The organism is Paenibacillus sp. YIM B09110 (genome assembly GCF_037167145.1).
Taxonomy (GTDB): domain Bacteria; phylum Bacillota; class Bacilli; order Paenibacillales; family Paenibacillaceae; genus Pristimantibacillus.
Genome location: NZ_JBANSP010000006.1, coordinates 255292 through 281307 on the forward strand (window position 1 = coordinate 255292; position 26016 = coordinate 281307).

18 protein-coding genes are annotated in these 26016 nt (G+C 51.0%); 7 read left to right on the forward strand and 11 right to left on the reverse strand.

The features are described 5' to 3' along the window. Positions 1-11: 11 nt before the first annotated feature. Positions 12-2111 carry a GMC family oxidoreductase gene (locus V8F51_RS12015; protein ID WP_337100466.1) on the reverse strand — a complete coding sequence of 700 codons (2100 nt, stop codon included), beginning with the start codon at positions 2109-2111 and terminating at the stop codon, positions 12-14. Positions 2112-2289: 178 nt separating this feature from the next. Here V8F51_RS12015 and gntI point away from each other — a divergent pair, with 178 nt between their 5' ends. Next, positions 2290-3153: a guanitoxin biosynthesis pre-guanitoxin N-oxide kinase GntI gene (gntI, locus tag V8F51_RS12020; protein WP_337100467.1), complete on the forward strand. Its 864-nt coding sequence runs from the start codon at positions 2290-2292 to the stop codon at positions 3151-3153. Between the two features lie 62 nt (positions 3154-3215). Here gntI and V8F51_RS12025 read toward each other — a convergent pair whose 3' ends face one another. The 3 genes from V8F51_RS12025 to V8F51_RS12035 form a co-directional block, all read right to left on the reverse strand. Next, entirely contained in the window at positions 3216-3629 is a 414-nt protein-coding gene (locus tag V8F51_RS12025) for a VOC family protein (RefSeq protein WP_337100468.1), read from the reverse strand. 301 nt (positions 3630-3930) lie between these two features. Next, on the reverse strand, positions 3931-4701 hold the full coding sequence (locus V8F51_RS12030) for a class I SAM-dependent methyltransferase (protein WP_337100470.1): 771 nt from the start codon (positions 4699-4701) through the stop codon (positions 3931-3933). A gap of 93 nt (positions 4702-4794) precedes the next feature. Then, positions 4795-7872, reverse strand: coding sequence for a glycosyl hydrolase family 95 catalytic domain-containing protein (locus V8F51_RS12035; protein ID WP_337100471.1), 3078 nt, complete (start codon positions 7870-7872; stop codon positions 4795-4797). A gap of 526 nt (positions 7873-8398) precedes the next feature. On the opposite strand from V8F51_RS12035, the gene V8F51_RS12040 reads away from it, so the two are divergent. After that, positions 8399-9853 carry an MDR family MFS transporter gene (locus V8F51_RS12040; RefSeq protein ID WP_337100472.1) on the forward strand — a complete coding sequence of 485 codons (1455 nt, stop codon included), beginning with the start codon at positions 8399-8401 and terminating at the stop codon, positions 9851-9853. A gap of 162 nt (positions 9854-10015) precedes the next feature. On the opposite strand, the gene V8F51_RS12045 is transcribed toward V8F51_RS12040, so the two are convergent. Both V8F51_RS12045 and V8F51_RS12050 read right to left on the reverse strand, forming a co-directional pair. Next, positions 10016-10453: a VOC family protein gene (locus V8F51_RS12045; RefSeq protein ID WP_337100473.1), complete on the reverse strand. Its 438-nt coding sequence runs from the start codon at positions 10451-10453 to the stop codon at positions 10016-10018. A 208-nt stretch (positions 10454-10661) separates the two neighbouring features. After that, positions 10662-11060, reverse strand: coding sequence for a winged helix-turn-helix transcriptional regulator (locus tag V8F51_RS12050; RefSeq protein ID WP_337100474.1), 399 nt, complete (start codon positions 11058-11060; stop codon positions 10662-10664). Positions 11061-11175: 115 nt separating this feature from the next. On the opposite strand from V8F51_RS12050, the gene V8F51_RS12055 reads away from it, so the two are divergent. Beyond that, positions 11176-12189 carry a zinc-dependent alcohol dehydrogenase family protein gene (locus V8F51_RS12055; RefSeq protein WP_337100475.1) on the forward strand — a complete coding sequence of 338 codons (1014 nt, stop codon included), beginning with the start codon at positions 11176-11178 and terminating at the stop codon, positions 12187-12189. 421 nt (positions 12190-12610) lie between these two features. Here V8F51_RS12055 and V8F51_RS12060 read toward each other — a convergent pair whose 3' ends face one another. After that, positions 12611-16135 carry a cadherin-like beta sandwich domain-containing protein gene (locus tag V8F51_RS12060; protein ID WP_337100476.1) on the reverse strand — a complete coding sequence of 1175 codons (3525 nt, stop codon included), beginning with the start codon at positions 16133-16135 and terminating at the stop codon, positions 12611-12613. Between the two features lie 240 nt (positions 16136-16375). Here V8F51_RS12060 and V8F51_RS12065 point away from each other — a divergent pair, with 240 nt between their 5' ends. The 3 genes from V8F51_RS12065 (at position 16376) to V8F51_RS12075 (ending at position 21285) form a co-directional block, all read left to right on the forward strand. Continuing rightward, the gene (locus V8F51_RS12065; RefSeq protein WP_337100477.1) at positions 16376-18658 is read left to right on the forward strand and encodes a preprotein translocase subunit SecA; all 2283 of its coding nucleotides are present in this window, start codon (positions 16376-16378) and stop codon (positions 18656-18658) included. Between the two features lie 61 nt (positions 18659-18719). After that, positions 18720-20708 carry an AraC family transcriptional regulator gene (locus V8F51_RS12070; protein ID WP_337100478.1) on the forward strand — a complete coding sequence of 663 codons (1989 nt, stop codon included), beginning with the start codon at positions 18720-18722 and terminating at the stop codon, positions 20706-20708. Positions 20709-20910: 202 nt separating this feature from the next. Beyond that, complete coding sequence (locus V8F51_RS12075) at positions 20911-21285, forward strand: hypothetical protein (RefSeq protein ID WP_337100479.1); 375 nt, start codon at positions 20911-20913, stop codon at positions 21283-21285. A gap of 429 nt (positions 21286-21714) precedes the next feature. On the opposite strand, the gene V8F51_RS12080 is transcribed toward V8F51_RS12075, so the two are convergent. From V8F51_RS12080 to V8F51_RS12090, 3 genes are all read right to left on the reverse strand, one after another. After that, positions 21715-22968 (reverse strand): FAD-binding protein, encoded by a 1254-nt coding sequence (locus V8F51_RS12080; RefSeq protein ID WP_337100480.1) that lies wholly within the window; start codon positions 22966-22968, stop codon positions 21715-21717. Positions 22969-23177: 209 nt separating this feature from the next. Further along, positions 23178-24014 carry a helix-turn-helix domain-containing protein gene (locus V8F51_RS12085; RefSeq protein ID WP_337100482.1) on the reverse strand — a complete coding sequence of 279 codons (837 nt, stop codon included), beginning with the start codon at positions 24012-24014 and terminating at the stop codon, positions 23178-23180. Then, positions 24014-24805 carry a VOC family protein gene (locus V8F51_RS12090; RefSeq protein ID WP_337100483.1) on the reverse strand — a complete coding sequence of 264 codons (792 nt, stop codon included), beginning with the start codon at positions 24803-24805 and terminating at the stop codon, positions 24014-24016. Before V8F51_RS12090 ends, V8F51_RS12085 begins: the two co-directional genes overlap by 1 nt. A 273-nt stretch (positions 24806-25078) precedes the next feature. Between V8F51_RS12090 and V8F51_RS12095 the strand changes: the two genes are divergently transcribed. Continuing rightward, a complete protein-coding gene (locus V8F51_RS12095) occupies positions 25079-25426 on the forward strand; it encodes a MerR family transcriptional regulator (protein WP_337100543.1) in 348 nt (115 codons plus the stop codon). A 113-nt stretch (positions 25427-25539) separates the two neighbouring features. On the opposite strand, the gene V8F51_RS12100 is transcribed toward V8F51_RS12095, so the two are convergent. Continuing rightward, on the reverse strand, positions 25540-25998 hold the full coding sequence (locus V8F51_RS12100) for a hypothetical protein (RefSeq protein ID WP_337100484.1): 459 nt from the start codon (positions 25996-25998) through the stop codon (positions 25540-25542). Between the last annotated feature and the right edge of the window lie 18 nt (positions 25999-26016).

A 26016-nucleotide genomic window follows, 5' to 3' on the forward strand; every position in this document is an offset into this window, starting at 1 on the left:
AGCCCTGCTGCTTATCCTTGTTTCACCAGGTTTTCCGCGGTACGGAAAGCCAAGGCAAGAATCGTCAACACGGGGTTGACGCCGCCATTGGTCACATGCACGGAGCCGTCGCTCACCCAAAGATTGTCGTAGCCGTGGACTCGGCCCTGAGGATCCGTGACCGATGTCTCAGGATCGTTCCCCATGCGCAGTGTTCCCGCCTGATGCTGACCGGCGCTTAGCCCGCTGCCCGGCCGGGTTCGCCACACCTGGCGAGCTCCAGCTGCCCATAGCCACTTCTCCGCTTGCTCTCCCAACATGTCAGCAGCTCGAAGAGACTCGGGATGAACGCTCCCGGAGAGGCTAGCTACGGGTATGCCGAAACGGTCTTTGACCGACTTTGATAGACGCACTCTGGACTCCGGATTCGGAATCTCTTGGATCGGCCCCTGAATTTGGCTCGTTCGCAAGTAGCTCTCGCGCATCGTTTCCTTGCCTTTGCTCCCCCACCGCGCCGCATCCGGTCCAAGTGCCCGATACCAATGGATAAGCGGCAACCGGGTGAAATCGTTAGCAAGCAGTCCGCCGCCGATAATCCCGCTTTCGTCGCCATGGTCGAAACGGAAGGTAGCGATGCTCACGCCCGGACCTAGACCATCCTGAACCGGCTCGTCAAACAGCCCGTAAGCGCCGGAATAAACATGTCCTTGCAAATGTCTCCCCACTTGCCCATTCCGGTTGCCTATTCCATTCGGCTCCGAATCATTTGCGGAATTGAGAAGAAGCCGCGCGCTTTCGATAGCTCCTGCGGCAACTACGATATTCCCGGCTCGAACCTCCCGCCGCTGGACAGAGCCATCCCATTGCTGTACGAGACGAACTCCGGTCGCATGCTTGCCGCCTTCGGTATCAATGCGCTCCACCAACGTATCGCAGATCAAATCGCAGTTACCGGTAGCCATGGCTCTTACTAACATTGTATTGTGCCCGCCGTTCTTGCTGTTGGTCGGACAGGCAAATCCGATGCACTGGCCGCACCTCACGCAGGCAGGCCGGCCATCCCGCTGAACGGAGTTAATAAGAAGCGGCACCGGCCCTGTTTCCCAGCCAAGCTTCTTAGCTCCGCGGGCCAGACGTTCAGCCTCCAAAGTAGGCGACAACGCCGGCATTGGGTACGCACGTTGCCGCTCCCCCCGTCCAGAGTGGGCATTCCCATCACCGGAGACGCCGACCTCCCACTCTGCCCGATTATAGTAGGGTTCGAGCTCTTCATATTGAATCGGCCAATCGCTTAACGAACTGCCTTCCGGTACCCCATAGCGACTCGCCATACGGAAGTCATTCGGGTGAAACCGCCAAGCCTGAGCCCCATAGATCCGCGTTCCTCCGCCTACCGTCATCGCATTATTATGGTAATCCCCTTCGAACGGCACCGTGATTCGCTCGTCCCCGCCTGCCAATATTATGGTGCGAGGGTTGCCATCCAGCTCAGGTCCCGTGTTATGCCCATATTTGCTTAACCGATGATTGCGCAAGTGATCTCTGCCGACATGACCGTACCGGAGCCAACTGCCGCGCTCCACGACGAGAACCTGAAGCCCTGCCTCGGCCAATACTGCCGCCGCTACCGAACCGCCGGCCCCAGCACCGATAACGATAACGTCATAGCGGTCTTTCAACTGATTGAACGGGATTTGCGGCAAATCGTCTTCCGGGACCACCGTATTCGTTCCGGACGCGGGGCCAGGACGATAGCCGATCATATCCCATGACTTGCCTCCGATATTCCCGCCTGATTCCGGACTTCCATAGTACCCTTCGACAACTAAGCTCAACAGCGTGTCGAAGAAACGTTTAGACCCCGGAAAGGAACCAAGCTCTGCATCACGAAGCAATCGATCTTGCTCTTGAGCCGACAGTTCCGCGAAGGGTTGGTTATGAAGTTCTACCGCTTCCGCATTTAATGCGCGAAGACCGGGTTCTATCACATCCGTCCAGGTAGCGGCATCTTGAACGGCGTAGCGCTCCAAATAAGTCAAGACTCCCCCTTCGGACGCCGACGGCCACTCATCCTTCGGTATCATCCGATCAGTAACCGCTTTCAAAATTAGAGTATCATCATGTTGACTCATTCTCCCGATTGCCCCCTCCGAATTATAGCTTCATTTCCATATTAACCTTTTTACCGAGTTGTTCAAGTCGATGTTAATTATATATAATTCTTTGTTAGTATTGTCTATCCTTGCATCGCTTCTTAATTGGTACAATGAACATGAACATACCGATATGATTCGATGGGAGGGAAAGCCCGTGGAGTTAGTGCTCGATTTAGTGGCAAATAAGCTAGGGTGGATGCCGGAAACGCTAGAAATGAAATTTCAAGAGAGCGGATTGACGAACCGGAACTATGTTGTATCGAACGGTTTGGAAAAAGTGGTTGTCCGAGTGAATGGAGCTCAAACCGGATTGTTAGGCATTAACCGGCAGGCCGAGCTAGCTGCGATGGAGGCTGTGAGCGATTTAAAGACTGCGCCTGAGCTTTTGTATTTTGACGTTGAACAAGGATACATGATTACACGGTTCATTGATGGGCGTACGTGGGAATCGAACGACTTAGACATGAATGTAGACCGTATAGGCGTTTTGCTCAAAATGGTACATACCGCCGCTGAGATTGATTTCGAGTTTTCGCCTTACAAAGACATTGAGTCATGGATTCAAAAAGCGCAAAGCCGCGGACAGCAGCTGCCTGACTCCCTTGACAAAATGTTGGAACGGCTTCACCGCATACAAGCTTCGCGAGCGGCAGCTTCGGACAATTTCCGAGGGCTTTGCCACAATGACCCTTTCGCCAATAATTTTATGGATGATGGAACGCTTCGGCTATTGGATTGGGAGTTTGCAGGGATGGGCGACATCATGTACGATCTTGCATGCATCGGTCAATCGATGGGGCATGACAAGCAGCTCGAGCTGCTGCATGCCTACTTCGGGTACACGTCCAGTGAGCTTATACGAGCGCTTCACGATATGGACTATGTCGTTTCGTTTTGGAATGCGATGTGGGCTGTCACTTTGCTTGACACATCGTCACCGTCACGCCAGGGCTTTGATTACTCCGGTCTGGCCAACTATCTATTTCAAAAGATGGAGAATGTTTTGGAACAGCAATAATGGGTATAACGCAAAAATACACCGCTACATGAGCGATGTATTCATTAATAATGATTATTCCTCTACGCTTCTTCCTCCGCAATCGGATTAACCGCAAAGAGCGAATGAATATTGCCATCGGGATCCGCGAAAAAGCCGGCTGTATGCCCCCAGGACTTTACGGTCGGCTCGGCAATGGAAGTCGCCCCCTTCGAGACAAAGACTTCGTACTTCTCCCGAACCGCTTCAGGTGACTCGCATTGGAAGTTCAGTTCAAAGGCTTGTCCCTTGCGTTCCTCTATAAAAGAGTAATGTCCGTTCGTGTTATCGGCCATTAAGGGCTTGGAGCAAATCGCTAGACGGACTCCGTCATTTGCAAATTCGACGTAATGATCCTCTTGAACGACAATGTCGAATCCCAGCACCTCGTGATAAAACGCCGCCAGCCGGGATACATCGTCCGATAATACGGTAATGCCTTCTAATTTCACTCTCATCTATAAACTCTCCTTTATCCGTCTTTCTTACTTTTGAGAATACCATGAAAAGTACGTTTCGGGATATGAACCTAAACCAGTTATAATTTGTCTATATATCGAGGTGATAAAACAGGATGGGTACAGCGTGGAAAGCCTAGACTCAAAAGGCAGAGTCATAACAAGCCAAACCTACTATTACCATTAGACAGCGCAAAAGACGGGAGTCCTTCCATACGGTCCGCAAACTTCAAATGAGCGACCGGATGCATTCCGGCCACTCATTTGCTTGATGTGCTATTCAACCATATCTGCTCGTCACTTATCCCGGCTTGACCGCCATCACCCTTAACCGTTTGTAATCCGCGTACCAAGAACCGTCATGAAACAAGTCGTTTCGGGCTTTAACGGCTATTTTTGAACAAACGGCATCCCGCTCCGCCTCGCCCAGCGCCGTGAAGAAGCTGTCGGCGAAACCCCTCAGCCAATGATTCAAGCCTTGCTCGTTGTCCTTGATCCTGGTCGGACGGTCGAAATGAATCGCATAGGTAACGCGGAAGCCTTGCTGCTCGAGCAACATGCTGTATTCTGCGATGCTTGGGAAATACCAAGGATTCAGCTTGCCGGCATCAATGCCATAATCCTCGCGCAGCACCTCGCCAATGGCCTGGACGATCGCGTCCACATTTCCTTTGCCGCCAAACTCTGCAACAAACCTGCCTCCGGGCTTCAAACTATTCCATACACCGGCTAATACCGACTGCGGATTTTTCATCCAATGCAACGCTGCGTTCGAGAAGACGGCATCGTACTTCGCATCCGCGGTGAATCGTTCGCCGTCTCCGACCATGAATTGAATGTGGGGATACTTGCGCTGCGCCTGCTCGATCATGGGCGCCGATAAATCCATCCCCGTCACGCGCGCGCCTGCCTGGCTGATTTCATGAGCCAAATCCCCGGTTCCGCAGCCCAAATCAAAGATCCGCTCATCCTTGATCGGGTTCAAAAGCCGTACGACATCCTTGCCGAATTCAGATACAAAGCCAAGCTTGCTGTCATAATGATCGGATTGCCAAACCTGATTGGAACTCATGGAACCATCTCCCAACGTTTATGTTAGGGATAGTATGGCACAGTCGTATTTATAAGTTAAATATATTAAACCTATATACTTTATAGTTTAACGTTATAGGCCCACACCCACATAATCAATATTCGCGCCGTCATCGCCGCTGTCGCGTTGCAGCTTAATCGTAGCGCCCGCTGGTATCGGAATCGTCACCGTAACGGTGGAATACGTCGTATTCCAGCTGGACGTGGACGGGAACGTAACGTTGCCGCTGTCTACCCCGTTGATGTACAGGCTCAGCCGTCCAGGATTGTTGGCGGTGCAGTAGCCGATCACGAGCTTGGAGCCCGCCTGTACATTAGCGACCGACACGGAGTCGCCAACATTGGAGTAATGATCCGTCGCTTGGCCACCCGAGGCACTCGCATCATTGTAGATGCCTACCGCTCCCGTTCTGACTCCGTTCTCCGCTTCGTATTTCACAACGCTTCCACCGCCTCCGCCGCTCCCAACAATTACGACCGAGGACATTTTATCGTTGGCATTTGGATTCGTACTGCTTGGGAAGTCGGTGTCCGCCGTAAACGACCATTGCGTCCCCGTAAAGTTGTCATTATCATAGACGGTTACCGTATAGCCCAGCGGAACCTTGACGGAGGATACCCAGTTATTCGGAATGCCCGCCGCGGTAAGCTGTGCGGTCGTATAGCTTCCCGTTGCAAGCGTTTTGGCGGCGCCTCCGTAATTCGAGTCTTCGAAGAAGGTCGTAATCGTCGCTCTGCCGCCATTAGCGTCCAGACCTAGCTTGGAATTCGTGCCGCTCAGCGACTTTACGCCTTGATTGGCCGTTCCCGTCAGCTGCGTATGTTCGAAATTGGCAAAAGGTTTGGCCGTGCGTTCCACGACATATACCGCCCCGGCCGACGTATTGAACGTAAACTCGCTGCTCGAGGACGTCGTAATAACGGCGTTGTCGGACATTCTTCTGACCTGCACGGCTTGCGTTCCCCATGGGTTCACTATGGTAGCCGGCTTGCCGTTCAGGCTCTTTATTCCAACGTACTTGATCTCGTTAGCCGCTTTCTCGGAGCTGACCAGAAAACCTCCGCTGGCGAGCAGCGTAAATTTGCTGACGAAATTCATTTCGGTCGGCAGCGCCGGGAACACCCGAATTTTATCGTTATAGCTCTGGAGCAGCGATTCGTTCATTGCCGACAAATGGACGCCCATATACTCGAATTCGCCGTTGGAATTGGTCGTTCTTCCGTTCGGGTAGTGCTGATAGCGCTGCAGCATCATCCTCATGCCGAGATACGCTTCATCGCCGAGACCAAGCCGGGCGGCCTGAATCGGGGCCGGATCCCATACGTTGTTCGAGTTATAAGGATAAGGCCGTGCGTTGTAATTGTTAACCAGCTTCTGATAATCCGGATAGCCGATGCCGCTAACGCTGTAAGGCCATGCCAGCTCCAGAACGACGTTCTCGTTGTTCCGGTTCTGGGAAATCGGCGGCGTATGCGGCGCGTATTTGTTCGGATCGCTAGGGTCGATGGGATAAGCTACCAGATTGTTTAGCACGGTTTGCCATTCGGCGCGCAAATTTGCATCTACGCCAAGGCTGGCGCTGGCCTGAATAGCAACCGGGAACAAAGCGCGAATCGCGGCTAGATCGGTAATCGCATTCCGCACGTCCCAATGCTGCTCGTGAGCATTCGAGGAAGCCATATAATACTTGCCTGTCGCACTGTCGTAGGAAACAATATCGGCATAAAATTTCGCCGCCTCGCGCATGAACGGATACGCAGTGCCGCTTAAGTAATTAGCGTCGTTCGTATACTTGTACTGCGCATACATGTTCAGAGCCGCTTCCGCCGCCGTCGACAGCGTATCCTGCGTATAATCGCTGTAGATCGTTCCCGCCGCGCTGGCGTTCCAGCCCATCGTCTCCGGCACCCAGATGCCGTCGATTCCGTACCGTGTCATCGTATACGCCTTCAACGTACTGTAATTTCGACTGTATAAATTATTGAACACGTTAACCATATCGGCGTGATTGGAGGCCAGGAAGGAATGGTAGATATCCCGCTGATTCCAATACCAGTAAGCATTGCTCCATTTGCCGCTGTCATTGTCGTTAACGGCGCTAAATACGCCGTTAATAAAGTGGAACGGATAGTTGCCGTAAGAGCCGGCCGCAATCATGTAGGTGCTCAAGTAGTAGAAGCTTTCCATATAGTCGGCGTCACCGGATGCATTGGAATACTGCACGAACGATTTCGCCCAGAAGTTATGCCACCAGTTTTTGTAGCTGGCCAGGGTAGCGTTATAGCCGGTATTTTTGACACCGGTAAGTTGGTTTTTGGCGGCGGTCACGGAGTTGTTGCCCGGCGCGTTCAGCCGGCTCGCGCTGGAAATCCAGATCGTGTAGCTTGAAGAAGGGGTAATATTCAGCCTGACCTTGTTGCCTCCGACCGCCTGAGTGGTGAAGCTTGCTCCCTCGACGGTAGCCGCCAGCGTATAGCCGAAGTTATTCGCATCCGTCTGTCCCCTGCTCAATCCGACGACCGTCGGGTCGACGAAAGTAGAGACCGTTCTCCAAGTGTTGATATCCGGCACGTCGCCTCCGCTGAAGTTGCTAACATCCCACAGGCTTAAATCCAGGGAGACGCTGGACAAGCCGGTACGGCTGTCCTCGACATGGATACCCATGACTTCGGAGTTCGGTGCGCCCATAATCGTAATTTTACGGTTGCTGTCATACTCGGTAGTGAGCACGCCGTCATATAGCGACAGCCGCTGCTTGTACGACGTATAGCCCGCATTGAGCCCCGGATTCGTATACAGATTGACCAACCCTTGCGAAGCGAAGCCTTCCTGGGAAGCGTCCACGCCCGACACCTGCATCGTGATACCGCCCAGCGTGTCCCACACCATGCCTCCGACCCGTCCGTTGCCGACGGTCAAAGCTCCCTTCGGATCCGATACCGGCGACTGGTACACAACGTCATGCTTGGACAAATACGTAGCATAATCCACATCCAGCACGCCGGTCGACGTATTGAACGCTTGGGACATGGCGTGATCCGCCGCCGAAGCTACGCCTCCTGTTCCCGGTACTGCGGGCAACCATGCAAGACTGCCGACTACCAGCAGAATGGCAAGCTTTCTTGAGCCTTTCTTCCGAACCATCTTCATTGGCCGATAACCTCCGTTTAAGTTCATATTGGCAAAACGGACTCCAAGTAAAACGCTTACATATTGAACCGATAAAAATCTCCTACATCAACGTCTCTCCTTCCTTTACTTCGTTCTTCGTTCATGCGTGTCTGAGCATCCTCTCGTCTCATTGCAGGATCATGGAGTTATACCTTAATCATAGTTTTCGGCGCGTTTAACACAATGGAATAATTTCCACAAATAGTCGAAAAAAACACGCAGCGGGTGTCTTTTCCCCGCTGCGCTGGCTTCTGCTATTCGTATTTTGGCATCGGCACGATACTATAAACCTCTAATCGCATCCCGTCAAGAGATAATTAGCAAATATGCAAAATAACGTGAAACTCCCCCTTATTTCTTCGAAATCGAAATGAATACCCGCGTAGGAGGAGCAGTATCGCTTTTTCCAATTCATTCGGATTCACGTAAAATTTTGTTCAGGCCGACAGGGAGATATACGTTACACACAAAGGAAAGAACGCAATGAAAATTAGGGAGGTAAAATATGAATAAACGGATTCAAGAGGTAAGCGAAATAAAGCGAGGACCGATGTTAACCGCGCTGCTCATCGGCGCATTCATTGCTTTTCTTAACGAAAATTTGCTTGTCAATGCGTTTCCAGGATTGATGCGCGAATATGGCGTTACGGTTTCGACCATACAATGGCTATCGACCGGTTATATGCTCGTGATCGGCGTACTTGTGCCGGTGACCGCATTGCTGCAGCAATGGTTTACGACTCGCCAAATGTTCCTGTCTGCGATGGGGTTATTTTTAGCCGGCACCTGCCTGTGCGCGGTATCCCCTGGCTTCGAGATCTTGCTTATGGGCAGGGTTGTTCAGGCTGGCGGGACGGGATTATTGATCCCGTTAATGATGAATACGATTCTTGCGCTCTATCCTCCGGAACGCCGGGGTGCGGCCATGGGACTCATGGGCTTGGTCATTATGGTCGCCCCCGTCGTCGGACCGGCTTTGTCGGGCCTAGTCATTGACACCTTGCACTGGCGCTGGCTATTCTATATGGTCGTTCCCGTCGTATTGTTTTCGATCGTTTATGCGCTCAAGTACTTAAAGAATGTGACAGAACTGACCCGGCCGAGAGTCGACCTTTTATCCATAGTCATGTCAACCATCGGTTTCGGCTGCGTCATCTACGGCTTCAGCCGTACCCATGTCTGGTCTGAGCCCGAAGGTTACGGCCTAATTGCCGCAGGCAGCCTCTTCTTGATCTTCTTTGTATGGCGCCAGCTGAGGCTCAAAGAGCCTTTGATCGATCTTTCCGTATTCCGTCAATCCGCTTTTTCGATCGTTGCGGTATTGGTGGTCGTCCTAATGATGATATTATTCGCCACCACGACATTGCTGCCGATCTATATACAGGATGTGATGCAGTTGACTGCATTCGCGACAGGTATGCTCTTAATGCCGGGCTCGATTTTAAACGCAATCATGATGCCGGTGACGGGCAAATTATTCGATAAATTCGGGCCAAGATTCGTCATCATGCCCGGAATGCTCATGATCGCCATATCGCTATGGCTATTTGCCGGCATGGATAGCGATACGGCGCAAGGCTCCGTTCTATTCAATCATATCCTCTTATTCCTCGGCATATCGTTCGTCGTCATGCCGGCTCAGACAACAGGCCTGAATCAGCTTCCGCCTCATCTGGTTCCCCACGGCACAGCCATATACAACACGCTCCAACAGATTGCCGGAGGAATCGGCATTGCCTTGTTCGTCGGAATCATGTCATCTAGAGCCAAGCGTTATCTTCACCAAACGCTCGATCCTACAGCCATGCATGAGAAGACACAAAGCATGGTAGCCGGTTTGCAGGCCGTTTTTTGGATTGCATTTATTCTTGCCATACTTGTTTTGATCCTAGGTTGGTTTATCAAAAAATTGCCTGCGCAAAATGCGAACGATTCATTAGAAGCACGGAATGAATCTTAAGTTATAAGCCCTGCTTAGAACAAATAACAACTACGAAGAGGACCTCAGCCACGAGGTCCTCCTTCATTCGAGCTCTACCTTTGTTTTGATGCCATTTGGCCCATTAGCCTGTATAGATTCCATTCTGAATGCTTATCGGGAGGCACATTCGATCCATTACATTTAATTGATTTTCTCCGCCAGCTCTAAAATTATGCCCTCCGGCCCGCGACATAAGCATAACTTGTACTTATCTTCATAGTTCTGAATTTCACTAAAGAATTCGGTGCCTTTCTTTTTCAATTTGGCGACAATCGCTTCAAGATCTTCAACAGCAAAGGCAATATGCCGGATACCCAATGTATTTGAAAAAGGCTGCCGAACCTCTCTTTCATCTAACGGCGTATAATATTGGATTAGCTCTATCCATGGCTGACCGTCTGGCGTCCCTAACCCCACACAAGCTACTTTAACGTCATTAAGCCCAACTACCTCGTTCAACAACTTTCCTTCCATTTCCCATTCCCCTTGCACCTCAAGGCCAAGATCAAGAAAAAAAGCTTTGGCGGCAGCGAGATCATTGACGATCACACCCACATGATCGATTCTATTGATTTTCATATTTCTTGCCTCCTATGTTCCTGTTATTACTGTATTTGCATTTTAGATTAATTTTACTACAAATAACATGAGGTTCAGCGTGTTAATTGCGAGCCTCCCAAACATGGCTTTTCCTCGGTTTATTGTGTGTATTATTACTCATTCCTTCGCTCTGGAGACAAAAAAACATCGCCAAAGTGTACAGTCACATGACGATGGTTTTATATTGCTATGCATCTTTCCGTTCTACTTCATTCACGATGGTATCCGCGTCACCGAAGTCATATTCTTCTCTTGCCTTCCTGACTGCAGAGTAGTGATTGGAAGACCACTCTACTAAATTCCTCATATATGGAATCAACGTCTCCCCGAGCGAGGTTAACGTATACTCAACGATCGGTGGAACCGATGGCGTCACTTTCCGACTGACCAAGCCATCCCGCTCCAATCGCCTCAACGTTTGCGTCAGCATTTTCTGCGAAATGCCTTCGATGCGCTTCATTATCTCACCATATCTAATGGTACCGTTCTCCAAAGAGTAGATGACCAATGCGGTCCATTTATTCGAAATAATCTCCAACACATGGGTATAGCTGCAATCTTCCAATGAGATATCCCGCGACTTCATATGCCTCGCCTCCTTACGCACCTTAAGGTTCGCAACCGACTTTAAAGTGCCGTCTAGCTACATCTTAGTGCGTGGATTATTGTATGTCTATACCTAAGATAAGGAGAGATGCACAATGAAAGCATACGTCCTTCAAGGCGGCTTCGGACTCGATCACATCGCAGAAGTCGATCGCCCCATCCCCACTCCAGGCCGAGGTGAAGTCCTCATTCGAATGAAAGCCGTATCGCTGAACGCGCGTGATATCGGAGTCATAGACGGCTTCTACAATCCTGAACTAAAAGAGCCCCTCATTCCGGTGTCCGATGGAGTAGGCGAGATCGTTGCCTTAGGAGAAAATGCCGGCAGGTTCCGTATGGGAGAACGAGTGAGCGCCATCTTTACTCAAAGCTGGAAGTCAGGCGAGGCCACGCAGGAGAATTGGGTTACCACGTTAGGCAGCCCTCTCCAGGGGCTGCTCGCGGAATATGTCGTGTTGCCTGAAGAAGGGTTAGTTCGCGTCCCCCAACATTTGAGCGATGTCGAAGCCGCGACTCTGCCTTGCGCCGGGGTCACGGCCTGGCATGCGATCGTGGAAGAAGGTAAAGTCAAAGCAGGAGATACAGTTGTCGTCCAAGGCACCGGCGGCGTTTCCCTGTTCGCCCTTCAGTTCGCCAAGCTCCAAGGCGCCAAAGTTATAGTGACGTCCAGCAGCAATGAAAAGCTTGCACGAGCCAGAGGGTTAGGCGCCGATTACGGCATCAATTACAAGGAAACGGCGGAATGGGACAAAGCCATACTGGAGCATACGCAAGGAAAAGGGGCTGATCATATCGTCGATCTCGGAGGCGGGGCAACGCTTAATCGTTCTATCTCCGCATTAAAGGTAGGCGGCCAAATCAGTATCGTCGGCATTCTGTCTGGAGCCAGCGTCGAAGGTTTAGCCATCGTCCCGGCCATTCTCCGAAGAGCAAGACTTCAAGCCATAAACGTAGGCAGCCGGGCCATGTTCGAGAACATGAACGTTGCGATCGAACACCATCGACTTTACCCTGTCATTGACTCGGAGTATCCGTTCTCGCAGGCCGTTAAGGCCCTCTCCCACCTCGCGGAAGGCTCGTATTTTGGCAAGATTGTCATTCGATATTAAACCACGGCTGGTTAGCAAATCAAATACACCGCCAAAGAGTTCCTGAACTCATGGCGGTGTATTCATCATTTATATACTGTTTTCTCTTGGCTTAATCGCCATCACTCTTAATCGTTTATAATCCGCGTACCATGATCCATCATGAAACAATTCGTTCCGGGCTTTATCAGCTTTTTTCGCGCAAGCAGCTTGACGCTCTGCTTTGAAAAGTGCTGCAAGAAATTGTCGGCGAAGCCACTCAACCAATGATGTAGGCCTTGCTCATTGTCCTTGATCTTGGTCGGTCGATCGGAAGCCCTGCTGTTCCAACAATGTGCTGTATTCGGATATGCTTGGGAAATACCAGGGATTCAGCTTGCTCGCGGCACCTCGCCTATAACTTCGACGGCAATGACGTTGCTGCCTACAGAATGCCTGTCAACTAGTTGCTATTCGAAGTATCCCGATTCATGACTACCTCATAGCGCCTCGTCGAAATGCCATCCGGCGCCACTACATCTACTATGAAGGTGGATTGCCCGTAGCTTAGCTGAATTGCGCCGGATGCCTTTCCGCTCGCGACAGGCACTCCGTTCACCTTTATAGTCGAGCCAGCGACAGCCGCCGTTGGCGTTACCGTGATGCTGCTGACCGCAGAGTCCACAATAACAGGCGGATAGGAGAGTCGATTAGGCGCGAATCCCAGATACCCGCTCGATAATGTCAACGAGCTCAGTCTGGCATTGCTCTGTTCCGCGGTAGCGCGGGTAATATTCAATTGATACGTTTTTGTCGTTACTCCATCCGGAGCGGTTACCTTCAGCGCAATGGCATTGCTCCCCTCGGCCAGATCCAGAAGCGCCGATGGATTGCCGCTCAACGTTGTCACTCCATTGATCGATAGCGTGGCATAGTTGTCCGCCGTTGCCGCCGTCACCCTAATCTTGCTGACGCCGTTCGGAACGAACGTTGCGTAATTCGTTGCGCTCGGGTTGAATGCCGGAAGCGTCCCGCTGTCCAAGCTTAGCTCGGAAAGGTTGGCGTTAGTAGCGGCGTTTCTCGTGATATTGAAAGTGTATGCCTTGGCTGTTCCGTTAGCGGCAGTGACTTTTACCGCAATGACGTTCAGCCCGTATTTCAAGCTAATCGGAGCAGAGGCCGTTCCGCTCGCAACGCTCGTACCGTTCACCGTAACCTTCGAGCCGGTCTCAGCGACCGTCGGCGTGATCGTAATGGTGGATACATTGGAACCGACACCGGCCGCATAGGTCAACGTCCCGGGAGCAAGGACAGGACTGACCGCTCCGTTCGAAAGCTTTAATCCCGACAAGAGGGAATTGCTCCCCACAGTCGCCCGCGTAATCTTAAGAACGTATTTCTTGGTCGTCGTACGGTTGTATGCCGTAACTGTCAGCGTGACCACATTCTCTCCAGCGTTCAAACGAATGGCCCCGGATGGCGAGCCGTTCGCCACGACCGTGTCGTTGACCTTAACGGTCGCGCGAGGGTCGGATAAGGAAGGCGTGACGACCATGCTGCTCACCCCGCTCGCAACGTTGACAGAGTAGCCCGTCGTTGCTGGAGCGAATACCGAACTGAGAGTGCCGCTGTCGAGATGAATTCCCAGCAGATCGGCATTGCTGTCTGCAGGTGCTTGCCGCGTGACAGACACCGTGTAGATCCTAATCGTCTTGCCATTCGGTGCGGTGGACAAGATGCTTATCTTATTGACCCCAACGTTTAAAGGAATATCGCCTGAAGCCGTTCCGCTTGCGACGGCCACATCATTGACTTTCACCGTCCCGCCTGCCGCCGTTACGTACGGTACTACCTTTATGCTGCTGCTCGTATTAGGTACACTCGCCGTGTAGTTGATCACATTAGACGACATCGGCGGATTCAATGTGGCATTCGATAATTGCAATTGAGACAAGTTAGGATTGCTGGCATCAGCAGCAGCCCGGAACACTTTGACGATATAGGTCTTCACGGTGCCGTCTTGCGCAGTTACGACGATCGGAATCTGCGTAAGGCCTATGCCTAGCGCGACCGCTTGAGACGGCGATGCGTTCTTCACCGTCACGGCGGACGTCACGTCCATGACGGCAGGAGTCAGGGTGATGCTGCTAACATCGTTCGGCACATTAACCTCATACGAGGTCGTGCCAGGCTCGAATGCCGGGCTCAGCTTGCCGCTCGACACGCTTAACCCGCTTAGATCGGCGTTGCCGTACATCCGAATCGCCCCGCCATAGCTCGCCAAAATAAATTGACCTTTGCCGTAGGCGACAGAATAGTCGAATGAGCCTACCGGTCCGACGCTGTTCCAAACGACCCCGTCGCGAGATGCTTGAGCCGGTTCGCTGGCGCTTACGGCCATATAGGTGCCGTTGCCGTAGGCGACGGCTGCGTAATTCTGATTGACTTTAATCGTCGACCAGGTCTTCCCGTCGATCGACGTGATTACGGCCCCGCCGACCGCGACAAAGTTGCCGTTGCCGTAAGCTACTCCTTTAAGAAAGTAAACATTCGTAAACGCTTTGGCGCTCCATGTGATGCCGTCATCGTTAGAAATAACGACTTCTGCCCGCCCCGTCGCCGTTCCGACGGCGACGAACGCCCCATTTCCGTAGGTCACGCTATAAAGATCAGCTGCCGAATTGGACACGACCTGATTCCAAGTCAAACCGTCCGTCGAATACTGAATCGAGCCTTTTTCGCCGACGGCAACGAACTTGCCGCTGGAGAACGTAATTCCCCTCATTTTTTTCGTATGCCCCGCCGAAGCCAGCGCCCAGTTCACGCCATCCTTGGAGGTAACGATCGTGCCAAGCTCCCCGACGGCTACGAATGTGCCGTTGCCGTAAGCAACGCTCAGCAATTGTGCGGAGGTTAAATCCTTATAAGGATTGCGGGCTACCCAACGTCCACCGTTAACGGACGATAGAATGGCACCGTAGGTGCCGACCGCCACGTATGCATTGTTGCCGTACGCGACGCTTTGAATCGTGCCGCCTCCCGTCGACGAACGAACGCTCCAATTCAAGCCGTCGGCGGAGGTTGCGACTAATCCGCTCATTCCGACCGCGACATAAATGCCATTGCCGTAAGCCACGGCATATATAACACCTGTCGCATCGGGAATTTTGGAAGCGGTCCATGTGATGCCGTCGGCGGAAGTATTGAATGCTCCATACGTTCCTCCCGTCGCAATATATTGACCGTTGGCGTAGCCGAGATTCATGATTGTCCCTGCGCCGCTTGCGTTCTGTTGCGTCCAGCTAATGCCGTCACTGGATACCGCCGACTTGCCGGAACCGATAGTAATGAACTTGCCGTTGCCATAGGCAACGTCCGTTAATCGACTAGGCTCTTTGAGATTGAGGTTCGTCCATGTTGTACCGCCGGGGGATGTGTATATTTTCCCGTTATTCCCGACCGCTACAAACAGGCCATTGCCGTAAGCAACATCAAGCAATGACACAGCTGCGCTGGACAAGCCGACATTCCACGTTTTGCCGTTTGTTGAAGTCAGAATGAGCAGCTGCTCATACCGGTTGCCCCCAACCGCTACGAACAAGCCATTGCCGTAAGCGACGCTTTCCAAGAAAAGTGTCGTACCCGAGACGGCACTGGTCCACTTTTCTCCGTCGGGGGATGTAACAATCGTACCGCCGGTTCCAACCGCTACGTAGGTGCCGTTGCCGTAGGCAACGCTGTTCAAATGCTCTGTCACTCCAGAAGGGCTGTTTCTCCAGCTCTCGCCGTCCTTCGAGTTCATAATTAATCCGCTGGTTCCTACCGCCATAAACGCGCCATTCACAAAGGCAACATCGTTAATTTCGTCATTAGTAGGCAGCTGAGTCTGAAGCTCCCAAGGCTCAGCTGCTGCTGCCGTCACGGCAGTCGGGATGAGGCCAAGCAGCAGGGTTAAAGCAATAATAAAGGACAAAATACGGTTGGACATGAGTTCTCTCACTCACCTTTATCATAATAGTTGCAACTCATCATGTTGCTGGAATTAATTGTTTATCTCATCCTCCCTATTTTACATACAAGATGATCGGATGCCTAGCTACCCGGCGGGTAGGTAAGCGACACTACCCTCTTCGTTTTTGCGTCATTCAAATGCAACATATGGTTTACATTTTGCATTGCATAAATTACAATATCTTCTACCCAATAACTAGAAAAGGAATAAGAGCCTATGAATCTAGCCTTCAAGCTGCTGCAACAATTCAAAGACCGCGATACCCGGAATAGGTTGAAAGGTTATCGGGACAAAGCGGAGCTGATCCGACAACGGAATTTGGAAGCATGGGACGATGGTCAGCTTCAAGCCGATTCCCTCCGACTGCAAAAAGCAGCAAAATCGGGTACGCCTTTGAATGAGCTGCTTGTCGATGCTTACGCGTTAGTCTGCGAGACAGCGAAAAGAACGCTCGGATTGCGGCCCTACGATGTCCAAATCATGGCTGCCGTCGCTCTGCACGAGAGAATGTTGATTGAACAGCATACCGGTGAAGGAAAAACGCTCTCCGCTGCGATGCCGGCTTACCTGCATGCGCTGACCGGCGAAGGCGTTCATGTGCTGACTTTTAACGATTATTTGGCGAATCGGGATGCGGAGTGGATGGGACCGATCTATCGTTTCCTCGGGTTAACGGTACAATCGGTTCAAGCGGGCATGAGCCTGTCCGAGAAACGCGAAGCATACGCTGCGGATATAACCTATGTTACGGCCAAAGAGGCGGGATTCGATTTCTTGCGCGACACGATCGCTCTAGACTCAGTCGATACCGTGCATCGTCCTTTCCGCTACGTTATCGTCGACGAAGCGGATTCCCTGCTGCTCGACGAGGCGCGGGTACCGCTAGTTATCGCCGGCAAGCCCGGCTCATCCGGCAACGACGGCATTCGTTTCGCGGCAGTGGCCAGGCAGCTCGAGCAGGATGATCATTACGAATTCGATGAGTTCAAACGGAACGTTTATTTAAACGAAGCAGGCGCAGCGAAAGCCGAATTGCTGCTGGGATGCGGCAATTTGTACGAAAGCCATAATAGTATTTTGTTGATGTCGTTAAATTGCGCGCTTCATGCGGAATTGTTATTGAAGAAAGACATCGATTACATCATCCGTGACGGTAAAATCGAACTAATCGACGAATACACCGGCCGCGTGGCGGAGAACAGGCATTTGCCGGACGGGCTGCAAGCCGCGCTTTCGGCCAAGGAAGGGCTGCAATCGAAAGCCGGCGGGAAAATTCTCGGTACGATCACCCTTCAGCACTTCCTCAGCCTATATCCAAAGATTTGCGGGATGACGGCTACCGCGCACGCTTCTGCAATAGAGTTCGAAACGATATATAATCTGCAAGTCGTGCAAATACCGCCGAACCTGACAAACATACGGATCGACTATCCGCACCGAATTTATACCCATAAAGAAGCCAAGCTTAAGGCGCTTCTACAAGAAATCTTATCCGTCCATGCAACGGGACGTCCGATTCTCATCGGTACGGCCAGCGTCGAGGAGTCCGACATGCTGGCGGAGACGCTAGCGGCCGCCGACGTGCCTTGCCATGTTTTGAATGCGAAGAACGACATAATAGAAGCCGAGATCATTGCCAAAGCGGGACAATTCGGCGCCGTGACGGTGTCCACGAATATGGCGGGGCGCGGCGTCGACATTCGGCTCGGCGGCGGCAACCCCGAGCAAGCGGAAATCGTCGCCAAGCTGGGCGGGCTGTACGTGATTGGTACGCATGTGCACCAAAGCGTGCGGATAGACGATCAGTTGCGCGGGCGTTCCGGTCGCCAAGGCGACCCAGGGGCTTCCGTATTTTTCGTAAGCTTGGAAGACGATCTGTTGCTTAGGTTCGGCATTGATAAGGCGATAAGCGACATTAGGCAGGATGAGGCTCTCAAAGAGTCGGTGCTCCACAGCAAAATTGCGCATATTCAGCGCGTTATCATGGGCCAAAACTTTCATATCCGCCAGGAGCTGAACAGTTATTCGGATATGGTGGAGGAACAAAGGCGCATGCTATACGAGGAGCGGCTCGGAATTTTGAAAGGCGATACGCCGATGACCCCTTCCGAGCAGCGCGTGCGGCTATATTACATGGACAAACTTTGGGCTGACCATCTGGCATACGTTTCTTACATTCGCGAAAGCATCCATTTGACGAGCCTTGTTAACCGCAACCCCATCGACGAGTTTCATGAGCTAATCATCCAAGCATTTGAGCAAATTCCGGCCGAACTGAATAGGGAGACGGCGAATATGCTCGCAAAGCTCGGAGGATTGAATGATCCGGCGACGTGGGAGAAGTTCGGGTTGAAGACCCCTACTTCCACCTGGACTTATATCATTAACGATCAATACATGCAATATTTGCAGAGTCCCGGCGCATGGTCCCCTGGGACGATCATGGCTTATTGGATGCGCAGAATTTTGAGACCGGTATTCGGGTGGTCCAAATTTTAATGCTAACGATACCACATAAACGGCTGGCTTCAACAGCTCGCGGAAGGAAGACAACACTTCATTGAAAGCAACCGTGAACGTACAAGAGCACATACTGATCTGGAACCAGGCAGCGCTCAAAATCATGGATATCCGACAGATCGCCCTGCAGGCCGGCGAATCCGTGCAATCTTACCTGTTCCCTGCCAGCGCCTTTCTGTACGTTACGCATGGCAACGCCACCTTATTTTTAGACGGAAACGAACATGCCGCTAACCGTTTCTATATACTTCATGGGGGCAAAGGCACACGGCTGGACATTGCCTTAACGGATGAATCCTTTCACTATTACTTGGTTTTCTATAAAGCCTCCTTACCGCTATCTGCCGAGCAGCAAGCGCTTCGGCTGACGGAACAACACCTGCCCTTCCGCCTCCAGTACGGGTTTATTCCGATCCACCCTGCCCTACTCTACGAACTGGCTGAGCAAATGCTAAGCGAATGGCTTGTTCAAGGACGTTTGGAGCGACTCCATGTCAAAACGCTATTCTATCAATTCGTATATGAGCTGCTCAGGCAAATGGATCAACAGCAGGTCAGCATCGTCAGGCCTAATCTCGCCTCTCAACTTATTCGCTATATGCAGGAGCACTATGCCGAGCCTTTAACCCGGGAATCACTCGCGCACACCTTTCACTACAGCGTGCCTTATCTGTCCAAGCATTTCCGACGCGAAACCGGCGCAAGCATCATCGATTACTTAATCCGCATTCGAATGAACAAAGCAAGCTCACTGCTGCAACAAACCGATTTATCTCTGCAAGAAATCGCGGCAAGTGTCGGCTATGCTGACGTATCCTATTTCATCAGAACGTTCAAAAAGCACGCCGGCGCGACACCCAAACAATTCAAGGTTGCGTCCGTACATGCTGCGCGAAGCTCCTATCGTCCTATCATTAGGCTTGGATCGTCCATTGTTCCGCGCAGGCTTCGTCGTTATATTGATATGAGCGATGATAATCATTATCAATATAGCGAAAAAGGAGATTTACTAATGTATAGAAGCAAATTACCTGTTGGCGTTACGTTGCTGCTGTGCCTAACTTTATTGCTCAGCGCATGCTCCGGACCAGCGAACACGAATGGCGCGAACGGCTCTAACGTTGCGGCAAGCAAAGCGGCAGTGTCAGAGAGCACTGCCAACAATTCCGGCAACGCAGCAATTGGAAGTACAACCGGCAGTGCGGAAATGGTAACCTATTCGGCTGTTAACGGCGAAGTGCAAATCCCCAAAAACCCTCAAAAGATCGTCATGGTGGCAGGAGCCTTCACCGGACATTTGCTAGCGCTTGGTCTAAAGCCTGTCGGAGCCGGTGATGAGTCCTTTAACAACTATACAGAAGGAATGCTGGACGACGTTGTCAACATTGGCAACGATGTACCATTTGAGAGAATAATAGAGCTGCAGCCGGATTTAATCGTCGTCTGGAACGACCCTGCAACGATCGAGAAGCTCTCCAAAATCGCGCCGACCGTAGCCGTCGAATACGGAATCCCTCTACGGGAGCAATTATTGGATTTCGGCAAGATGACAGGCAGAGAAGAGCAAGCGAAGGCTTGGATCGCGCAGTGGGACGCTAAAATCGCGGAATACAAACCGCTCGTCGAGCAAACGGTAGGCGACCGCACCGTTTCGATCTTCGATACGGGAAGCGCCAAGGAATTTTACGCTTACGGCAGCTTTGGCCGAGGCGGAGACATTATTTACGGGGAGTTCGGCCTGAAGGCCCCGCCGATTATTCAGAAGGAAGCCATCGACAGCGGCCAGGGCTGGGCCAAGCTGTCGCTTGAGCTGTTGCCGGAATACGCGGGAGATTATATCTTCATAAGCGGATGGACGGGCGAAGAAAATACGGCTCCGGTTTTTGAGGGCAGCATTTGGGATAGCCTCCCCGCTGTCCAGAACAATCGCGTTTATCACGAGAACAGCCGCGGTTTTGTATTCAGTGATCCGATTTCGTTGGAAGCCCAGCTTGAATTTGTCGTAGACAGCTTAACCAAACCGAAGTGAAATGGCGAGAGGCGAGGAGCAATCCTCGCCTTTTTTACGTTTTTATAGAAAAGATTCCGATAGAAATAGACATACAATCCAACGTTCTAAATATAGTAACCTCTGCTAAATGATGTTATATTCATCGCGAGAGCTCTCTGCAAAGGTACATCCCCTTTTCGGCCGGAACGGGTAAAACGAACCTTACTAGGAGGAATGATTAATGAAGAGAATATTGTCGCTTGTCATGGTCATCGGTTTGCTGCTCGGGATCGCTTCCCAAGCGAGCGCGGCCGACGGGGTTTATGTATTCAACCCGTATCCAAACAGCATCGGCGCGGTTCCCGATTACATCGGCATTACGAAGCCAGCTGGAGCTTACAAGTACGAGCTCCGCATTCAGGAGACGAACAACGGATCATTATCCTACTATTCGGGTATGCTCAACGTGCCATCCAGCGGATACGACATTCGTCATACGTTATCGAACAGTACGAAGATCACGCTGGCAGGCGGAACTTTCAATATTCTCGCATCGGTTTACAACAGTTCGGGGACACTCATCGGCAGGGATGTAATCAAGGTTACTTTCCTATAATCTCGTAAGGAATCTATTTCCCCCGTGGGGTCAATTCCTGCGACAGAACAGCTATACTAGGGACAAAAGATCTGAGGCGCGGTCGGGGAAAAGATTGTAACGGACATAGCTGCACCTTAAAAAGCGTTTTTTCATCTTCCACCATTTTAACGGACATACGTGACGCTTAGCGCGCCCAAAGTGGCGAAATACCATTCATCTGGTGTTTTAAGCGTCGCTAATGTCCGTTAGAAATCCGGATTTGCGTTTTCTGTCCGATAAGCGTCTCTGGTGTCCGTTAGGTTTTTCAACGTAGTAAGTATTTTCAGGAATTGAGCGATGACTCCTTGTTGATTTTGACGCGCATGAGCTCAACGCAAAGAAGTACATCGCCACATAGGCGATGTACCCCAAGTCATATACTGCTATCCTGATTAAGCATTCTCTTTATTACCACACATACTTATCCAAAAACGAATTGCGGAACTTCCCCTGCGGATCGCAGTTAGCTGCGAGACTTTGGAATTCAAGGCGCTTCTCGTAGAGCGACTTCAAACGTTCAGGCGCCATTGTGAACACCTTACCCCAGTGCGGGCGCACCTCGAATGGCTCGAGCGCTGCTTCGATAATCGGCAACACACGCTCAACCGCCTCAGAATGAGGCTTCCATGTAAAATGAATGCCGATCGATTCCCGTTTGTAGTTTGGACTCATCCATAACTGATCGGAGGCAATCGAGCGCACTTCTGAAATATAGAGATGCGGAGCGATATGTTCCCGTATCTTGTTGATCGCCTCTAACGCAGCGTAGGCTTGGCTTCTCGGCACAAAGTACTCGCTTTGCAGCTCCTCTCCCGCACTCGGAGTAAACTCCATCCGAAAATGCGGCAGCCGCTCGTGCCAAGGTCCTCTTTTCCCTAGCTGCTCACTGCATGGCTCTGCAGAAATACCCGGCACGGGATGCAAAGGCACAGTAGCTCTCGTTGCCCCGTAGAAATCATCCTCCACTGACGTATCAGCCACATTGGAGAGACGTTTCAACCACACTTGATTAAAGTGATCGCTGCTCCAATCCGTAAATAGGCTGACGCTGTACGCACTCGAGAAAATATCGTCGAAATGGCTTTCCAGCCTTGATAGAGCCAGGTTCTCAAACAGCTGCTGGCTGATATCAAAGCTCGGCACGATGTCTAGTGTCAGCTTCGACACAATGCCTAGCGCTCCGAGACCGACGATGGCTCCATCTGCTTCCGGCTGTACGCCGCGTGTATAACTGACCGCTTCCCCGCTTGCAGTAACAATCTCAACTGAGCGTACGGCGGTAGCAAGATTGCCATTCCGATCCCCCGAACCATGCGTACCCGTTGCACAAGCGCCAGCAATCGTGATGTGCGGAAGAGAAGCCAAATTATGCAGACCATAGTGGTTTGCATGCAAATAACGAGCCAACTCTCCGTACCGGATGCCGCCTTCCACCGTGACGGTCCCTCGCGAACGATCAAGCTCCAACACTTGATTCATCTTGTTCAACGAAACCAGACTTCCGGACGTATCGGCAATGCTGTTGAACGAGTGACGCGAACCAAGCGCTCTGACTTTATGGCGTTTCGCCACCCATTCCTGGAGCTGCTCCATACGCTCAGGCTCGAACAGCTCCGCGGCACTGTATCTGTAATTTCCCGCCCAATTGCGTTGCTCTTCCATTGTAATTCTCACTCCATTCCACGTTGTGCAATGCTGAACGTCATTCGTTCTAAAACATGCCCTTCAGTCCATAAAAAAAAACAGAACCTCGACATCCCTCTCGCCGGGCTCTGTATTTTAAATTCGCTTTCTACTCCCTTAACCCTCTCCCACCGCAACTGAATTTTCACCGTATCAGATCCAATCGCTCCAGCTGCAGAATTGTTATTTCATTGGTCTGATGTATAAGGTCCGGTTTCTTCTCCATGAACCACAGGAATCATCCATTGGTAATGCAGCTTGTCATGAAGCTGATACCGCTCCAGATTCGGACCTGCCGGCTCGAATCCGAACGACTGCAAAACGAGCATCAAACTAAAACAAGCGTAAGGATCGGTAGACAAGCAATCAAGGGTAACGAACAGTGTGGGCTGTAAGACTTCAAGCTCAACTTCAAGCTCGGTTTCCTGCTTCCAATCATCCGGTATGGCTGACTTCAAAGGCAAGCGAAAACCGACTTTGCCGAGCATCTCATCTCCGATTATTCGTTCCTGCCGTACATAAGCCTCTTTCGCATGCAAGAGCCCTCGCTTTTCTAAGTAAGCCGAACTCTCATCTATAGCCTGTGCAAACGGATGAAGCTGGCGCTTGACACGATGCCGAAACCAAAGCATCCTCGTGGACTGAGACCATCTAACCAACTGGATATGCTCATCAACGGAATCTACACCATCCAGGTACTGTTTGGCTACATTCAGCGCCAACAGCTTCGCGTCGACATCCTGCCTCCATTTGCACAGCCATCCTGCCTGCCCGTCAGCATCCGCAGCAAGATAATGACGGATCTCGATTAGGCCAATTCCCGCTTGGCGCAGCGTATGAATCTTCAAGGCACTCGGAATCTGATCCTCCCGATAGTATCGATACCCGTTATCCGCCCGATGGCTCGGCTGCAGCAGCCTTTCTTTTTCGTAATAACGAAGCGTGCTGGCAGGAAGACCCGTCCGTTCGGAAAAGCTCTGGATGGTCATGTCAGTTAACAGTGGATCCCCTCCTTGCAACTTCATCAATAGTAACTCCAAACATTCAAACGATTGCCGTCCGGATCATAGAAGTGGAATCCTTTCCAGCGCTCGCCTACTATTTCGGACACTTCAATTCCCTGCCCTTTGAGCCAATCGTTCGCCTTATACAGATCCTCTTGTTTTTTTATCCTGAAATATAACCTGGCTCCGGGATTGGCTTTTTTAGGTGATTGCTCGTCGTTCACTTTCTCCAGCCAGACGGAATCCCATGTTTCACGCATTAACGCAAATCCCTTGTCTTGAAAATTTTTCTTCGAACTTTCCCAACCGCATATCCGAGAATACCAATTAATTGAAGCTTCCAAATCGGTGACACCTAACCACAAAGGCTTAGCAGCGTATTGAATGACGCGCGATTCAGGGAATTTACCTTCCAACTTCCTGTCTTCGCTTAACGTCAGGCGTACATTACCGAATGCAATAATATCGGCAGAACGCGTTCCATCGGGCATTTTCACCGGAGTGCTGCACTTGACGCCTTGATTATTGAAGTATTCTAATGTCTGATCCAGATTGGCCGTACGAAAGCAGAACCTGCAATTCCCTTCAAAATAATCTTCGGACGTAAAGTGGCTTAATTCGCTTTCGAACGATTTCAAATTGGCTTGTCCAGACCCAGGCATTTTGAAGAAAGCCTTCCCGCCGACCGGCCCAACGCCTGTACCTAATAATTTCCAACCCATTTTATCGCCATACCATTCTACTGCCTCATCGAACTGATCCCATGGCACCATAATAAAACCGCCGTCAAACTTAAAATTAGGTGTCTCCATATATGCAACCCCCCACTTTTCGGAATATTTCAGGTGAGATCATCATACACCTTAAAGTTGCTTTAAGGTCAAGAGCAATTTCGCCATAATATGGCTTCATAATCAATTTGAACCTCCGCTTTGTCGGCAAGAGCGCTATAGTGAGTAATCGTTTGACACCGACTATAAAAAATCTTTGCGGACTTTTCCGCCAATTCTCTAAATGGTTGTATTCCTCGGATCGTGACGACCGAGGTACTTCGTTGTCTCCAACGGGACAAGCCGCAAGATGCAATGTGGATCATTAGGAAAAAAGAAGTCGCTTTGTACGAGGAAAAAAAGAAATTAGAGAGGTTGAACCAGGATATACGGATATACGCTAACGAAAATAAATCCGCGTATGCCGAAGAGCCGTTCAACATCAACGAAGTTTCCGAACTAACGCAGGTTCCCAAATCGACGATTCGCTACTGGGAGCAAGCAGGATATGTAACGGCGGATCGGGATCCTGACAACCGTTATCGTCGATACAGTGGATCTCATTTGCTAAAAATCAGGTTGATTCAAGTGCTGCAAAGCTCCCAGATGTGTGGGATATCCTATTTGCACCAGTTAATTCAGTTTACAAAAGCTATTTTCTAAAGCTAATAGTTGACTCCGTGTTGACTTCTCTGTCTAAAAAATACATCGCCGTGGCGCATAGGCCACTTGGCGATGTATTCAAAATCTGCGTACTATTATATTTTTCCTCGTTCTTACTCTTCCCCCGTAGCCACCGGATTCCCCTCATAAGAGATCCAATCGCTCCAACTCGATTCCATGCCGGCCGCCCCGTCTATACGGTCATCCTCACGGGCAAGATGCTGGAATGCGGAAGCCAGACTGTCCGCAAATTTTAATTGAATCGATCCATGCCGCTCGACTTGTCTAGCTGCTGCAGTCTCTTTGACGGCTTCGGGCAGTACGACAACAATCCATCGCAGGTGCGCATGTTGGAGGATCGGCAGAGCTTTCAACATCGAATCCAGAGTGGCGACCGTCCTTTCGGCGATAATCCGATTATCGATCAGAAGGTGAAAGGGCTGCGTCGCCTCTTGCAAAGCTATGTGCGCATCCGCAGCGATATCTCGGAAATCCTCCATCGTTACCACCGGTTCAAAATGCGTCAAAGCCAAAATATGATTTTGCACCAGCCACCCTGCTTTATAACGCATGCTTAACTCCCCTTTGTT

What these genes read in the sequence shown, in the direction of transcription:
- V8F51_RS12015 (WP_337100466.1), bottom strand. Translation starts at nt 2,111, where the DNA reads ATGAGTCAACATGATGATACTCTAATTTTGAAAGCGGTTACTGATCGG.
- V8F51_RS12025 (WP_337100468.1), bottom strand. Translation starts at nt 3,629, where the DNA reads ATGAGAGTGAAATTAGAAGGCATTACCGTATTATCGGACGATGTATCC.
- V8F51_RS12030 (WP_337100470.1), bottom strand. Translation starts at nt 4,701, where the DNA reads ATGAGTTCCAATCAGGTTTGGCAATCCGATCATTATGACAGCAAGCTT.
- V8F51_RS12035 (WP_337100471.1), bottom strand. Translation starts at nt 7,872, where the DNA reads ATGAAGATGGTTCGGAAGAAAGGCTCAAGAAAGCTTGCCATTCTGCTG.
- V8F51_RS12040 (WP_337100472.1), top strand. Translation starts at nt 8,399, where the DNA reads ATGAATAAACGGATTCAAGAGGTAAGCGAAATAAAGCGAGGACCGATG.
- V8F51_RS12045 (WP_337100473.1), bottom strand. Translation starts at nt 10,453, where the DNA reads ATGAAAATCAATAGAATCGATCATGTGGGTGTGATCGTCAATGATCTC.
- V8F51_RS12050 (WP_337100474.1), bottom strand. Translation starts at nt 11,060, where the DNA reads ATGAAGTCGCGGGATATCTCATTGGAAGATTGCAGCTATACCCATGTG.
- V8F51_RS12055 (WP_337100475.1), top strand. Translation starts at nt 11,176, where the DNA reads ATGAAAGCATACGTCCTTCAAGGCGGCTTCGGACTCGATCACATCGCA.
- V8F51_RS12060 (WP_337100476.1), bottom strand. Translation starts at nt 16,135, where the DNA reads ATGTCCAACCGTATTTTGTCCTTTATTATTGCTTTAACCCTGCTGCTT.
- V8F51_RS12065 (WP_337100477.1), top strand. Translation starts at nt 16,376, where the DNA reads ATGAATCTAGCCTTCAAGCTGCTGCAACAATTCAAAGACCGCGATACC.
- V8F51_RS12075 (WP_337100479.1), top strand. Translation starts at nt 20,911, where the DNA reads ATGAAGAGAATATTGTCGCTTGTCATGGTCATCGGTTTGCTGCTCGGG.
- V8F51_RS12080 (WP_337100480.1), bottom strand. Translation starts at nt 22,968, where the DNA reads ATGGAAGAGCAACGCAATTGGGCGGGAAATTACAGATACAGTGCCGCG.
- V8F51_RS12085 (WP_337100482.1), bottom strand. Translation starts at nt 24,014, where the DNA reads ATGAAGTTGCAAGGAGGGGATCCACTGTTAACTGACATGACCATCCAG.
- V8F51_RS12090 (WP_337100483.1), bottom strand. Translation starts at nt 24,805, where the DNA reads ATGGAGACACCTAATTTTAAGTTTGACGGCGGTTTTATTATGGTGCCA.
- V8F51_RS12095 (WP_337100543.1), top strand. Translation starts at nt 25,079, where the DNA reads ATGTGGATCATTAGGAAAAAAGAAGTCGCTTTGTACGAGGAAAAAAAG.
- V8F51_RS12100 (WP_337100484.1), bottom strand. Translation starts at nt 25,998, where the DNA reads ATGCGTTATAAAGCAGGGTGGCTGGTGCAAAATCATATTTTGGCTTTG.